The sequence below is a fragment of the Paenibacillus luteus genome (assembly GCF_006542765.1).
Lineage (GTDB): Bacteria > Bacillota > Bacilli > Paenibacillales > Paenibacillaceae > Pristimantibacillus > Pristimantibacillus luteus.
This window is the reverse complement of sequence record NZ_SKCD01000066.1, coordinates 91,057-105,427: the sequence shown is the minus strand read 5'-3', so window position 1 is coordinate 105,427 and position 14,371 is coordinate 91,057. Positions and strand designations below refer to the sequence as shown.

Below are 14,371 nucleotides of genomic sequence, written 5' to 3'. Positions count from 1 at the left end.
AGCTATCTCTATTAACCCTTAACTGCACCAGCAGTAAGACCTGAAACAATATATTTTTGGACGAATATATACAATAAAATAACGGGCAACGAGACAATCACAATATTGGCAAACACCAAATTCCAGTCACTGGAATGTTGACCAAAGAAGAAATAAATGGTCATGCTTAACGTAAATCGACTTGCCGTATTCAGAAAATAAAATGGCGTTTGAAAATCATTCCAAATGTTCATGGATGAAAGGACAACAACAGATGCATTGACTGGCATTAATAACGGAAAGAGAATTTTAAAAAATAATTTAAACCTTCCTACTCCATCGATAATAGCCGCTTCGTCGAGTTCTTTAGGCACGCCTCGAAGAAATGAAATATACAAATAAGTCATGAAGGGGAAATTAGTGGCTACATAAAGTAAAACAATCCCCGTGAGCGTACGAATGAGATGCAGCGATTGCATTAAATAATAGGTTGTAATAATAGAGCCAGGAAGGATCATTCCCGCTATTAGAACGTGCTGCAACAGTCTCATAAGACGGCTATCTCTGCGTTCAATAACAAAAGCGCCAACTGCACAAACGATAATAATAAGGACAACAGATACAACGGTTATGAACAGAGTAATCCAGAACGCTTGTGGAATACGTGCAATTCTAAATACCTCTGTATAATTATTAAAACCTGACCAATCTTTAGGCAGTGTCAACTTTAGGTCTGCTGCATCGCTTTGATTCTTAAGAGAGTTCACAATAACCATGTATAAGGGTATTGCTACGATTCCGCTTAGAACCAAGGAAATCAGCTCTAGTAATCTTTTTTTCCATTTGCGCATCTGATCACCCTTCTACCTTCCGGTTCAGCACCTTATTGACCAGCAGCACGATCACCAGGACAATCAGGAACAACATGACGTTTGCTGCCGTAGCCTCCCCATTTCTACCTGCAGCAAAATTCTTAAATACGATTGTGTTAATGACCTGGGATGAATTTCCTGGTCCTCCCCCTGTCAAGGCATATACAATGTCAAATACCTTCAAACCGCCGATTACACTGAGAATAACGTTTGTATTAACAATTGGCATTATTAAAGGAAGCGTAATATGTCGGAACATTTGCCAAGAGTTAACCCCCTCAACCATCGCCGACTCCTTCAATTCCTGAGGGATCGTTTGTAGTGCCGCTAAGAATAGAATCATCGATAGACCAGTCCACTTCCAAATTTCAACAAAACTCACAGAAAAGATAACAATTTGTGGATCAGTCAACCATGATTGCGCAAGCATATCCAAATGAAGCGTTTCGAGAAACACATTTAAAAGTCCCCTGCTAGGATGCAGCAAAGCACTGAATACAAGTGAAACTGCCAATGTACTTAGAAGAACTGGGAAAAATAGCATCGATCGAAAAAAGAGTGTTGTCCTTAACTTAGCATTGGCCAGCAACGCAAGCAGCAAGCCTAAAACAATCTTAAAAACGGTAGTAATAATGGCAAAAATAAAGGTATTCTTGAACGCGATAACCTGATCATCCTCCTGGAACAAGGATTTGAAATTGTCGAATCCAACAAACCGAGTATATTTGAAACTTTCGTCCATATTCGTAAAGGCATATAGAAATCCTGTTAGATTTGGATAAATGAAGAAAACACTAAAAATCAACAAGCCAGGCAACAGCAGCCAGTAGCTATAATACATTTTTTTTATCATTCGGCACCTCTATATAAAAGGAAGGGAGTATTGAACTCCCCCCTCTTTCTAATGTCTTTACTTGAAGTTTGGATCATCCTTGGCTTTTGCTGCTTTTTCATAATCCTTTTGTTGCGCTTCTAGCACTTGTTCCGGTGTTTTCCCACCAATAATGATATCCTGCAAATAAGCTGGGAAAGCCGCGTTGATATCGTATTTCATACTAAACCCGTCGCCACTTGCTCTACCGGCATCCAAAAAGGCTTTGGCTTCAAGCTCTGCTGGTGTTAGTGATGTCACCGTTACTCCCTTAATTGCTGGAATTCCGCCATCTTTGCCGAAGAAAATATTTTGCGCTTCTAGAGATTCGAAGAAGTTAACAAACTTCTGTGCAGCTTCTTCATTTTTACCTTTGACCACAAAGACGGCATTTGGTGCAAAAATATAGCTTTTATCGGCATCAGCACCCTGATAAGGCATAATGAACGCGCCAATGTCTGCTGTCTGATCCGGGAATTTACTGGCAATATCGGTCATCACCCAAGTCGCCATAATGTACATGCCTGCTTCGCCCGTCGCCAAAGCTTTCTGTGCATTATCGTAAGTATCAGACAGCACATCTTTGTTCGTCAGCCCTTTAGAAGTCACATCTTTAAGGAACTGCAGCCCTGTCTTACGAGCTGACCAATCTGTGAATTTCGCTTGATTAACATCGATTTTAGCGAGAATCTCAGCCGTTGAAGATGTGGCTTGTGCATGCTGCACGGGTAATTGCAATGTCCATGCATCTTTACCGGAAAGGTATACCGGAATTTTCCCGCCTTTCTTGAGCGCCTCGCTAACGCTCCAGAATTCATCCATCGTCGTGGGTACTTGAAGCCCTAAGCTTTCGAATACCTTTTTGTTATACAGAACTACACTTGTATTAGAACCGCCATATGGAGCTCCATAATATTTACCGTCTTCAAGAGCTGTCATAATGCCCTTCCAAGATTCCTTGTCAAAATTAGTTATCCACGGCTGATCCTCTTGGCTAACGAATGTATCGGACATTTTACCGAAGCCTTGTGTATCCCCAAGACCAGCGTAGTAGAACAGTAGATCCGGCTTATCTCCAGTAGCAAAGCGGGCTTTGACTAGATTAACGCCATCCATACCCTCTGGGATTTTCTCTATTTCTAATTCAATGCCTGTTTTCTCAGCTGCTGCGATTAGGACTTCATCCATACCGCTTTTAAACCAGCTCGCATGTCCAATCCCTTTGATCTTGATCTTCTCCAAAGATGCACTTGGGCTTTCTTCAGGTGTAGATGGACTAGCGCTTGGCGAACTACCATTGTTCGTGGAACTGCTTGAACCCTCATTATTCCCACTGCCGCATGCTGTAACGACCACCATCAACAAAGCTAATATCGCTGCAGCAAAAACTTTCCCGAAATATTTTTTTCTCATACTTTTCCCCTCTTTTCAAATCGATATTGGTTGAGTCGTTCTCAGTGTACCGTCTGTATTCATCAAACGAAATAGACATTCTTATTCATCGCAGGTGGATAATCTTATCTACATCTCGCAATCGTCAGTCTAGCTCCATAGTTAATCCTGATTCTATTTCAATTGATATAGGTTCATGTTACAGTATTAAAAAAATGAACGAAATCGAAGATGATAGGTGGATGCTAATGTTCTCCTTCAGCAGCTTGCGAGCAAAACTATTCCTAACCTACATGCTGATTATTATTGTCTGTACGCTTGGCGTATCCATTCCCTCTTATTTTTACATTAAAGAAAATATCGAAAGCAGTACTCTCTCTAACCTAGAGCAGTCAGTTCAAGGCGTGTCTGATCAATTGAATGCCTTTCAGAACGAGTTTGATAATATCTCCACGCAGCTTTATCTGAATTATGATGCTGCCGGCAATACGATGATACATTATCTTAATGTTCTTAATAAGTCTACTGATACAATCGAAAGACTAAAAGCAACGCAATCCCTTGATAAATTTATCCAGATTAACAGTTCCATTTATCAAGACCTATATCGTATTACTCTCTATGCTAATAGCGGTCTTCTATTCTCAAGCAGACCCATCGTTAATAATATCTATGAATCGGAAGCCTCTCATACTTGGATTTCCTTAATCGCTCCGCTTCGCGGCAATACGTTTTATCGATATTCCGCTAGCGACGAATGGACGAATGAACAGCAGCCTTCCATTTTTTCCTTCATCCGTGCAATTGACCCTAACGACCAGCAATCGGGATATATCGAAGTACAGATCAAAGCCGCCGATATTCTTGCATCCGTTGATTCACTCAATTGGGAAGGAAGCCAACTCCGTTTATTGGACGACAAAGGCAATGCTTTTTACACCATGATAGCTAACGAAGAACTAGAAGTTACGAGTAATAACAGAGATAACTACTATACTTTTACGAAAACAACCAGCAAGAAATATATCGTTGCCGAGCTAGCCGTCACCAAGGACCTTGTGCTCTCCCCCATTCGATTACTTCGAAACATCTTTATCGCATCTCTTGCGGTGTTTCTTATTTTTTCCGTATTCTTCTTATCTTTTTTAGCCAAAATTTTAATAAATCCCTTAATTAAGCTAAAAAGCAGCATAGATCGAATTGACTTGGTAGACAAGCCCCTGGGCATTGAGAATAAATATAAAATGAATGAGGTTGATCAGATTAACCGAGCCTTCCGGATTATGAATGATCGGCTGCAAAACTCATTACAGCAAATTATCCAATTTCGCACCTTACAGCTGCAATCCCATTTCGATACACTGCAATCACAGATCAATCCCCACTTTCTCTTTAATATGCTAGGAGTAATTCAAGCTTTGTCCGATAAAGGGGATACGGATAAAATCAATAAAATCACGTCTAATCTAGCGGATTTCTTAAGATATTCCTCTGCTACCAGCTCAGCTGTAACTTCATTAAAACAAGAAATAGAGCTCACAAGGAAATATTTAGAGCTCATGAAATCCCGTTACTTATACCGCTTGGAGTACAGCTTTGATTTGGATCAACAAATGGATGATTTGATCGTACCTAAACTAACCCTTCAGCCATTAGTGGAAAACTGCCTCCAACATGGCTTTAGAGATGCTCACACCCTTACTATCCGTATTACCGGTAAGATTATCGGAGATCGGTGGGAGTTGACTGTGCAGGATGACGGAATTGGATTTTCAGAGACCATCTTGCCAACGATACGCGATAAGGTTGAATCCTATTTACAACAACTCGATACCCACGCGCAAGGTGATCGATTGGGATTCGGGGGGTTGGGATTATGCAGCACCCTGGCGAGGATGCAGTTGATCTTGAAAAACCAGCTTCATTACACGGTAGGTAACAATGTGAATAGGGGAGCTTACATCATGATGTCCGGCAATATTAAATTTCTCTAGGAGGCATACACGTAATGAAGATTATGCTTGTAGATGACGAACCCGTTTTTCTGGAGCAATTAAAAGAACTAATTATTCGGATAGCCTCCGAAGAAGGGAACTATTCGTTTGAAATTATCGCGGAATGTTATAGCGGTCAGATGGCGCTTGATCAAATCCCCTTATTAATTCCAGATGTCATTATTACGGATATTAAGATGTCGGCGATGGACGGCATTGAATTGGCTCATAAAGTCCAGCAGCGTTGGCCTAGCACCGCAGTCATCATTATTAGCGGCTTCTCCACCTTTGATTATGCCAGAGATGCGTTACGAGCTAACGTCGAGGAGTATTTGTTAAAGCCCATTGAAGCAGATGCCGTACGAAACGTACTTTTACGGATTCAAGAAAGACTAACAAACAAAACCTATTCTCGGAGTAAAGAAATTTTACAATTGATTCTTGAATCGAAACGAAACTCCTCGTTACCTGAGCTTATCCAAGAGCGGTTATTTCCTTACTCCAATTATGGGTTGCTGATCATTCCAGATCATGACTTCTCGATCGATAATGATTTACTGCTTCCCCAGTCCTTAAGCGCAGAAAAAAACTACTATAGCAAAGCCATAAGCTACCTCGACGAACAGGAAGAGCTTTGGGTATTGCGGACAAAGAGTAGGCGGGAGCTTGCGATCCTGATTGGTTTTCAGAAAGATTCAGCTCTAAAGCTGCATAATCTTCTTCAGTTTTCACAGCATCATTTTATGAACAAAGGCCTTAGTCCTTCCATTGCTTACAGTAATAACTTGAGTCATTTGGCAGATATCCATATCGTTCAGCAAAAACTGATGGATGAGCTATACAAGAACTTGGTCATTGGAGAGCCTAAGCTCATATCCTTAGCTAACTTCTCAGAGGCTGTCCATGATGATTTTTTATTGAAAGCCGAGGAAGTCGAGCAGCTCTCCCTCTACCTGAATAAAAGTGACTGGAACCAAATTAAGAAACTCATTTATCATCTCTTTCGGAACTGGTGCAGCAAACATACTCCCCTCTTATATTTGGAAAAAAACGTAAAGACCATCGTTCGATTATTGGAACAGCAATTGCCTCCTATCGACATCGTAACAAGTAAAACTCTGGAAATTCGAATAGAGGAAATATGCTTTGTCTCGTCTTCGTTCTCGGAAACGGCAGATTCCTTCTGGGATTTAATCATTCACGTGTTCCAGCCTCAGGTTCATGAATCCGATTCAGGCGCCCTGCTCTTCCAACAGATTGAAAGTTATATCTCCTCTCATCTGAAGGAAGCACTAACATTGGGTGATTTAATGAAACGATTCCATATCTCCAGCTCCTATTTATGTAACTTATTCCGTAACAATAGCGGCAAATCATTCGTGGAGTATATTACCGCGCTGCGCGTGGAGAAAGCAAAATCACTCATGCTTAACTACCCCTCCATGCTGCTGAAAGACATTGCAGAAATCGTAGGCTATCAGGATCATCATTATTTCAGCCGCGTCTTTAAAACAGTCGTTGGGACCACACCTAAAGAATACAAAAATATCTCTAACTAATACCGAATCGATTTGAACAAAATGAACCCCCTTGATACACCAAGGAGACTGATTACAATAGCAAAGAACCTTGATAGCCAAATATCTGGCCATCAAGGTTCTCTATTATAGGCTATAGCAAATCTGCAGCAAGTTGAGCCAGCTTAGAGCGCTCGCCCTTCTCGAGCGTCATATGACCGCTGGTGCCTTCGTTCTTGAAGCGTTCTACAATATGAGTCAAGCCATTGCTGATGGAATCGAGGTACGGATGGTCAATTTGTTCCGGATCGCCCATGAGTACAATCTTGCTGCCCTCACCGACCCTGGAAACGATTGTTTTCACTTCATGCTTCGTTAAATTCTGCGCTTCATCGATGATGATGAACTGCCCCGGAATAGAGCGGCCGCGAATATAAGTGAGCGCTTCGACTTGAATGCTGCCCATCCCCATCAATATTTTATCAATATCGCCCGATTTCTTCGTGTCGAATAAATATTCGAGATTATCATAAATCGGCTGCATCCATGGACGCAGCTTCTCTTCCTTCTCGCCTGGCAAATACCCGATATCCTTACCCATTGGCACAACCGGCCTTGCGATGAGCAGCTTCTTATATTTATGCTCATCCTCCGTCTTCAGGAGACCTGCAGCGAGCGCGAGGAGCGTCTTGCCGGTTCCTGCCTTACCGGATAGCGTAACAAGCGGGATATCGTCATTCAGGAGCAGCTCCAGCGCCATGCGCTGCTGCGCATTCCGAGCGGTAATGCCCCATACCGGATCATTGCTTAAATAAAGCGGCTCCAGTCTTGCGCCGTCCTGGCTTACTTTCAGAAGCGCGGATTTGGAGGTACCCATCTCATCACGCAGAATGACAAATTCATTCGGATTCAAACGAATGTTCAAATGCATATTATTCACCGTAAGAAAACGGTACGTGTAAAATTCATCAATCACTGCCGGATGAACGTAAAGCGTCATATATCCGGTATAAAATTCGGAGGATACCACCACGCGGTCCGATAAATAATCCTGTGCCTGCAGGCCGAGCACATCCGCTTTAATACGGACAAGCACATCTTTGCTGACTAAGACAATGCTTTGTTTCTCTGGCTCATTTTCCTGTTCGATGTGGTAATTCAGAGCTACCGCCAAAATCCGATTGTCGTTGGACATCTCACCAAACATTTCTTGTACGCGCATGAAGCTGCGGTGATTTAATTCTACCTTGAGCACGCCGCCGCTTGGAAGCTCAATTCCTTCATGCAAATGGCCTTTCTCTCTCATTTTATCAAGCAGACGCGAAATCGAGCGTGCATTGCGTCCTAATTCATCGGCCAGCCTCTTCTTAGAATCAATTTCCTCCAACACAACCGCGGGAATTATGACCTCATTATCATCGAAAGCGAAAATCGCTTGCGGATCATGAAGCAGCACATTTGTATCGAGCACGAATATTTTTTTCATGAGAACCCTCCCGGCGTTGGATATTCATTAGAGGCCATACATAGCAAAGCGCAGCTGCGGGTAAACTATGGCGACAAGTTACTATATGATTTTCAACGTAAAAAAAGAGGTGGCAAACATGTTCAAATGGCTAATTTCTATGATCATTATCGCGATTGTAGCGACAGGCTGCAGCAGCGTCGCACGTAATGAGACATCACCCTCTCCTCAAAATAATGGCCGTGTGCGGGCTCAGCAGACCGAACCGAGGAAAAAAGAGATCAAAGATTCGAAGCAGGTTGCGGCACATCTGGAGCAGTTGGCCAAAGGAATTGACGGCGTGACGAACGCACATTGTGTCGTGTTCGGAAATACTGCGATTGTTGGCATTGATGTAGATGCCAAGATGGAACGCTCCAGAGTCGGAACCATTAAATATTCCGTGGCTGAAGCCTTCCGCAAGGACCCTTACGGCGTAGATGCTCTTGTCACCGCGGATCTCGATCTATCCGAGCGTATTAATGAAATTGGAGCCGATATCAGACGCGGCAGGCCGATTGCCGGTTTCGCTGAAGAAATGGCTGATATCATCGGAAGAATCATTCCACAGATGCCGCGAGACGTCTTGCCACAAGAGCCGGAGAAACAAGAAGCTCAGAAAATGAATAAGAAATTGTAAAGGCTCCCCGAAGACACAAAAAGCCTAGTGAGCTATTCACTAGGCTTTCTTCATGGCAGCATAAACCTGTACATCCAAGTTGTCCGCAGCAAGGTTCTTATTCGTTTGGTCAATCACATAGACAGAGGACAAGCATACGCCGTTTGCAACATCCACGTGACTTGACACGCCAGAGGATAGTTGTTCAGATACCCTATTCATCTCGTACAGTAGAGCGAAAGTTTGCATAGGCAGATCTTCGATCGGTTGCTTGGACTTTGCGAATACGGCTTGGGTCATTCGCATGACCTCCTTCTGTACAAATATCAGAAACGGCCTCTGTAAGCTTATTATATCCAAATCCTTATCGGCAGTCTATGGCTATTCAGCCATTTTTGCCTGAAGGGCAGCCCGAGCTTCGTTCAGATTCTGCTCGCTCAAATAAACATAAGGACTTTTCCACGTTCCCTCGAGCGGGATGAATGTAACCTCCTCACGGCTGATGCCGAGGTAGGTAGACATCATGTTTTTAATTTCATTGGAAGGCATATCCATTGTTAAGTTATTCCCAACCGCCTCAATTACAGAACCTAATTTCGTAATGCCGTCCAAAGACTTCATTTTGTCCGTTAGCGCTCCGATCACTTGGCTTTGCCTTTTGTTGCGGTCAAAGTCGCTGGACATGTTTTTGCCATTATTCGATTTGCGGTAACGGACAAAATCAAGCGCCTTCTCCCCGCTCAAGCGCTGAAAGCCAGGTTGCAAATCAATATTTGTGCCATCAGCCGAATCCTTGTACTTCATGCGCATATCGACATCGACCTCCACCCCGCCCAGTGCATCCACGACGTCGGCAAAGCCTTGGAAGTTAATGACGGCGGTATATTTGAGATCAATATCAAACAGCTTGCTCATGACGGTTCGCACTTCTTGCTTCGCGTCTGCGTAAGCTGCTTCTTTTTTCATTTTTTTCGTATTTAATGCATTCATGTAAAAGTCCGCATAGAAGGCATTTGCTTTCCGTGCACGATAGCCGTCGATGTCAATGTTGGAATCGCGGGGAATCGTTACGATCGTCGCTGATTTGCTGTTTGGGTTAAATACGGCTACCATCATGACATCCGTATTCAAGCCTCCGCCATGGGAGCGGGAATCGATGCCCATGAGCAGCATGCCAACCGCTTTTTTCTTCACAGATTCTTCCGGGGGCACAACGACTTCCGTCTCGCCTGGCACAGATATTTGGTCAACCGCTTTATCAGCCTTGAACACCAAATACGCCAAGCCTGCCGCAATAATAAGCAGAATGGCAAATAGCACGACAAAAAACATTTTCAGTACGGAACGTTTTTTCTTTGGCTTCTGTTTCTTGGTTTTCTTTACCGGCTGACGGGCGGCCGCTCTTGATGGTAATTCTGTAGTTCCTTTACTCATATGGGCCACCTTCATGTTCAATTGTATTTTGGATTGGATTCGATGTCCGTCAGCAGCTGCTCTCCAAGCTCGCGCGGATATAACTGCAGCTTGGAACGGCCTTCCTTCGTATACTTGACATGGATCATCGTTTCATCGGTCCTGATGATCGAATAATCGGAGAGGCCATGATCCTCTGACAAAATTTGCTCAAAAAAAGAGAGCGTATCCAGAGCCGCCTGATCGTCTTGACGGGCATTGGATACCACCTTTATTTGCAGCCAGTTAAACAAAGCATCCTCGAACTTCATTTGCCTGATCCAGCATTCTGCTGCGGATCCTTGCTTTCTCTAATACCTTTCCACTTGTCATAGAGCTGACGCCCCCGAAGCATGAGCATCATAAGAACAGCAACGCCCATACATTGAATAATCGGCAGCTTGTCGACTTGCAAGATCATAAGTACGAAAGAACCGAATGCAATCAAAGCATAAACGAGGATCTCCTTGAACAACGGCAGCTTCTGCTGAGCACGAAACACTTTATTAAATATGTATATCGTAAAGCCCAGAATGATTAAGTAAGAAACGAGCTTATGGTCGCTTAGCCACGCCTGCATGCACCTTACCTCCTTCTCCATTTAAACGGCTGTAGCCGCGTATTAGTTGCACGAATGTGAATTCAATATGAAATATAAGTGGGATTATAAGTTAAGCAACTTATAATCCCACTTATATTTTAAAGAAAACGTAAGGCCTTGCTCGCGCAAAGCCTTACGTTCGTTGAAGGATGCAATCTTAGACGCTGGCTTGAGCGTTTTTACGGTTTTTGTCAGCACGCTCACGTTCGCTTTTGTTCAAAATCTTTTTGCGAAGGCGAATTGATTTTGGTGTAATTTCGCAATACTCATCATCATTCAGATACTCAAGCGCTTGCTCAAGTGAGAATAGACGAGGGCTTTTCAGCGTAACGGTATCGTCTTTACCAGCAGAACGGATGTTGTTCAGCTGTTTCACTTTACAAATATTAACGATGATGTCGTTCTCGCGCGTATGCTCGCCAACGATCATGCCTTCGTAAATTTCTGTACCTGGCTCCAGGAACTGAATACCACGATCCTCTACGCCCATCATGCCGTAGAATGTCGAAGTACCGTTCTCACTAGCTACCAGTACGCCTTGGTGACGTCCGCCTACGCCAGCGCCTGCAAGAGGACCATAGCTGTCGAATGCGTTGTTCATAATGCCATAGCCGCGTGTTAGTGTCAGGAATTGAGTACGGTAGCCGATCAAACCGCGTGCTGGGATTTTGAACTCCAGACGAACTTGGCCATTGCCATGGTTGATCATGTTTAGCATTTCAGCTTTACGAGTTCCAAGGCTCTCCATTACAGCGCCAGTGCTCTCTTCAGGAGTATCAATTAGAAGACGCTCGTAAGGCTCTTTCTTCGAACCATCGATCTCTTTAATGATAACTTCAGGCTTGGATACTTGAAGCTCGAAGCCTTCACGACGCATGTTCTCGATAAGGATACCGAGGTGAAGCTCACCGCGTCCGGAAACGATAAAAGCATCCGGGCTGTCTGTTTCTTCAACGCGAAGTGCTACATCTGTTTCAAGCTCTTTGTACAGACGCTCACGAAGCTTACGTGATGTTACCCATTTACCTTCACGGCCAGCAAACGGACTATTGTTAACGAGGAATGTCATTTGAAGAGTAGGCTCATCGATCTTCAGAACCGGCAAAGCTTCAGGGTTCTGCGGATCAGCAATCGTCTCGCCGATATTGATCTCGCGAATACCTGCGATCGCGATGATGTCACCAGCGCCTGCTTCTTCAATCTCCACGCGCTTCAAACCTACAAAGCCGAACAATTTCTCGATGCGAGCTTGCTTAGTACCGCCTTCGCGAGTCATAACGGCAACGGTTTGGCCTTGCTTGATAATACCGCGGTTAACGCGGCCAACGGCAATACGGCCAAGATATTCATTATAATCAAGCAGCGTAACGAGGAATTGCAATGGGAGCGTAGTGTCCTCTTTAGGCGATGGGATATTGCTAACGATCGTCTCATAAAGAGCTTCCATGTTCTCGTCTTGTTTCTCAGGGTCCATGCTTGAAGTACCCATAAGGGCAGAAGCATAAACAACCGGGAACTCAAGCTGCTCGTCATTTGCGCCTAGCTCGATGAACAGGTCAAGAACCTCGTCAACAACTTCTTGCGGCCTAGCGTTCGGACGGTCAATTTTGTTAACGACAACGATTGGGGTTTGGTTCGATTCAAGCGCTTTGCGCAATACGAATTTCGTTTGCGGCATACAGCCCTCAAATGCATCAACAACCAAAAGCACGCCGTCAACCATTTTCATAATACGCTCAACCTCGCCGCCGAAGTCAGCATGTCCTGGCGTATCCACGATGTTGATCAAATAATCTTTGTAATTAATTGCTGTGTTCTTAGCCAAAATCGTGATCCCGCGTTCACGCTCAAGATCATTGGAGTCCATAGCGCGCTCTTGAACGGCTTCATGGTCTCTGAATGTTCCTGATTGTTGAAGCAGTTTGTCCACCAATGTTGTTTTACCATGGTCAACGTGGGCAATAATGGCGATATTCCGTAAGTTCTCTCTTGCTTGCATAACTTGTAATCCACTCCAATTGTTTTTTATTTAAATCTTTTACCAACGTCTGCGTTTGCTTAGCATTAACCATACACCCGCTGCAATCAATGCTGCAGCAATCGCATAAATTCCCCAGCTCCACAAAAGAACAAGAACAAAAAACACAGCTGATGCGGCAGCTAACGCCATCGATGCCGTGAGTACTACACGCGGTCTGGATGAACCGAACAAATAATATTCGTAGAGGCCTGCTGCCACACCGAAAATAAACAGCGGCCACAAATATTTCAACTTATCCCATCCAAAAAGGTTGCAGACGATAAACAGTACAGCATATACGACGAGCATTCCGCCTGGTACAAGCACGACCGCAGGAACCAATCTGCCAAAATAAAGAACATGCAGCAGAATTCCAGGGATCAGTACCAGCAGCGGCCAGAAAATCGAGCCCAAAAAGCCGAATACGCCTAACTTGCCCAACAAAATAACGAGCCCGGCTAACAGCAAAATAATTCCAGCGGAATATTTGTTATTAGGCATACGCGCTTCCGCTCCTTACAACGCCAATCGCATATGTTGACGAAAGACGACAGTTTTTATCTATATTAGTTTAAAGGAACTGACGCAAAAATACCAGTACGTTGCGCGGTTCTGAACAAAAAAAAACCGTTCATGCTTATTTTGCATGAACGGAACAAGGCGAAAGCCTTATAAAATGGGCTTTTTTTTGGCAATGGCCAAAATAATGACCAGTGGAACGCAAAGTAATGGAATCGCTTCCGCGAGCGTTTTGGAGCCATGGAATAGCAAATTATCCATTCCGGGATCATGCATCAGCATCTCGCCAGCAGCGTAGGCGAGCAAAGCGGCACCTATATAGGAAAGTGCTGGGAATTTTTGCAGCAGCGTTCCCAGCATTTGGCTTCCCCATATAATCATAGGAATGCTTAGCGCGATTCCGAGCAAAATAAGAACGGGATCTCCATCGGCAACAGCTGCAATAGCCAATACATTGTCGAGACTCATGACGAAATCGGCCACCACGATTGTCCAAATCGCCTGCCCGATCGTTGCTGCTTTTTTGATCTTATGCGTTTCCTGCTGCCCGCCTGAATCGGCAAGCAGCTTTACCGCGATATAAAACAGCAGCAAGGCGCCGATCGCCTGTAGGAAAGGTACATCTAGCAGCCTAATCGCTACCAGTGTCAACAAGCATCTAAGCAGAACGGCTGCCAGCGCTCCCCACCAAACGGCGCGTTTGCGCTGCTCAGGCGGAAGCTGGCCGCTGGCCATTGCGATGACGATTGCATTATCGCCGCTCAGCAGTACATTAATCAATACGATTTCGATAAACAGGATTACGCTGTCCAACATCCATCCCTCCTCTTAACAGCTGTATGTACAAGCTTCGGAGAATATGTCCTAAAAAAAAATGAGTTCAACCCTCTTGCTCTTCGCATTGTTTTTAAGCTTCATAAATAAGCTAGTATCAAGCGTTAACGTCACTCCATGCTCCCTATAGGTGAAGGCACGTTGCGCCGTGAAATATAAGAATCCCGTATAAGTTGAAAAACTTATCCATTCTTATG

The 14,371-nt window shown here is 44.1% G+C and carries 14 protein-coding genes; 3 read left to right on the top strand and 11 right to left on the bottom strand.

What is annotated here, in order from left to right; all coding sequences use genetic code 11:
• Positions 1–11: 11 nt before the first annotated feature.
• Genes E0496_RS30830 through E0496_RS30820 form a run of 3 tightly spaced genes read right to left on the bottom strand, consistent with a single transcriptional unit; the run spans position 12 to position 3,135 of the window.
• Complete coding sequence (locus tag E0496_RS30830) at positions 12–830, bottom strand: carbohydrate ABC transporter permease (RefSeq protein WP_141505802.1); 819 nt, start codon at positions 828–830, stop codon at positions 12–14.
• Between the two features lie 4 nt (positions 831–834).
• The gene (locus tag E0496_RS30825; protein ID WP_076336724.1) at positions 835–1,704 is read right to left on the bottom strand and encodes a carbohydrate ABC transporter permease; all 870 of its coding nucleotides are present in this window, start codon (positions 1,702–1,704) and stop codon (positions 835–837) included.
• A 57-nt stretch (positions 1,705–1,761) separates the two neighbouring features.
• Complete coding sequence (locus E0496_RS30820) at positions 1,762–3,135, bottom strand: ABC transporter substrate-binding protein (protein ID WP_141505801.1); 1,374 nt, start codon at positions 3,133–3,135, stop codon at positions 1,762–1,764.
• A 245-nt stretch (positions 3,136–3,380) separates the two neighbouring features.
• Between E0496_RS30820 and E0496_RS30815 the strand changes: the two genes are divergently transcribed.
• Both E0496_RS30815 and E0496_RS30810 read left to right on the top strand, forming a co-directional pair.
• Positions 3,381–5,108: a sensor histidine kinase gene (locus tag E0496_RS30815; RefSeq protein ID WP_206669918.1), complete on the top strand. Its 1,728-nt coding sequence runs from the start codon at positions 3,381–3,383 to the stop codon at positions 5,106–5,108.
• A gap of 14 nt (positions 5,109–5,122) precedes the next feature.
• Positions 5,123–6,667, top strand: a complete 1,545-nt coding sequence (locus tag E0496_RS30810) for a response regulator (protein WP_141505799.1) — start codon at positions 5,123–5,125, stop codon at positions 6,665–6,667.
• A 112-nt stretch (positions 6,668–6,779) separates the two neighbouring features.
• On the opposite strand, the gene E0496_RS30805 is transcribed toward E0496_RS30810, so the two are convergent.
• Entirely contained in the window at positions 6,780–8,111 is a 1,332-nt protein-coding gene (locus tag E0496_RS30805) for a PhoH family protein (protein WP_141505798.1), read from the bottom strand.
• A gap of 118 nt (positions 8,112–8,229) precedes the next feature.
• Between E0496_RS30805 and E0496_RS30800 the strand changes: the two genes are divergently transcribed.
• Positions 8,230–8,769, top strand: a complete 540-nt coding sequence (locus tag E0496_RS30800) for a YhcN/YlaJ family sporulation lipoprotein (RefSeq protein WP_141505797.1) — start codon at positions 8,230–8,232, stop codon at positions 8,767–8,769.
• Positions 8,770–8,808: 39 nt separating this feature from the next.
• On the opposite strand, the gene E0496_RS30795 is transcribed toward E0496_RS30800, so the two are convergent.
• From E0496_RS30795 to E0496_RS30765, 7 genes are all read right to left on the bottom strand, one after another.
• Positions 8,809–9,048 (bottom strand): hypothetical protein, encoded by a 240-nt coding sequence (locus E0496_RS30795; RefSeq protein ID WP_141505796.1) that lies wholly within the window; start codon positions 9,046–9,048, stop codon positions 8,809–8,811.
• 81 nt (positions 9,049–9,129) lie between these two features.
• Positions 9,130–10,182 (bottom strand): LCP family protein, encoded by a 1,053-nt coding sequence (locus E0496_RS30790; protein ID WP_141505795.1) that lies wholly within the window; start codon positions 10,180–10,182, stop codon positions 9,130–9,132.
• Between the two features lie 17 nt (positions 10,183–10,199).
• A complete protein-coding gene (locus E0496_RS30785) occupies positions 10,200–10,472 on the bottom strand; it encodes a hypothetical protein (RefSeq protein WP_141505794.1) in 273 nt (90 codons plus the stop codon).
• A complete protein-coding gene (locus E0496_RS30780) occupies positions 10,469–10,780 on the bottom strand; it encodes a YlaH-like family protein (protein WP_141505793.1) in 312 nt (103 codons plus the stop codon). The genes E0496_RS30785 and E0496_RS30780 overlap by 4 nt, the downstream gene beginning before the upstream one ends.
• A gap of 178 nt (positions 10,781–10,958) precedes the next feature.
• Positions 10,959–12,800 (bottom strand): translational GTPase TypA, encoded by a 1,842-nt coding sequence (gene typA / locus E0496_RS30775; protein ID WP_141505792.1) that lies wholly within the window; start codon positions 12,798–12,800, stop codon positions 10,959–10,961.
• Between the two features lie 39 nt (positions 12,801–12,839).
• Positions 12,840–13,322 (bottom strand): hypothetical protein, encoded by a 483-nt coding sequence (locus tag E0496_RS30770; protein ID WP_139997845.1) that lies wholly within the window; start codon positions 13,320–13,322, stop codon positions 12,840–12,842.
• A 168-nt stretch (positions 13,323–13,490) separates the two neighbouring features.
• Positions 13,491–14,156, bottom strand: a complete 666-nt coding sequence (locus tag E0496_RS30765; protein ID WP_421924798.1) for a TerC family protein — start codon at positions 14,154–14,156, stop codon at positions 13,491–13,493.
• Positions 14,157–14,371: the final 215 nt, after the last annotated feature.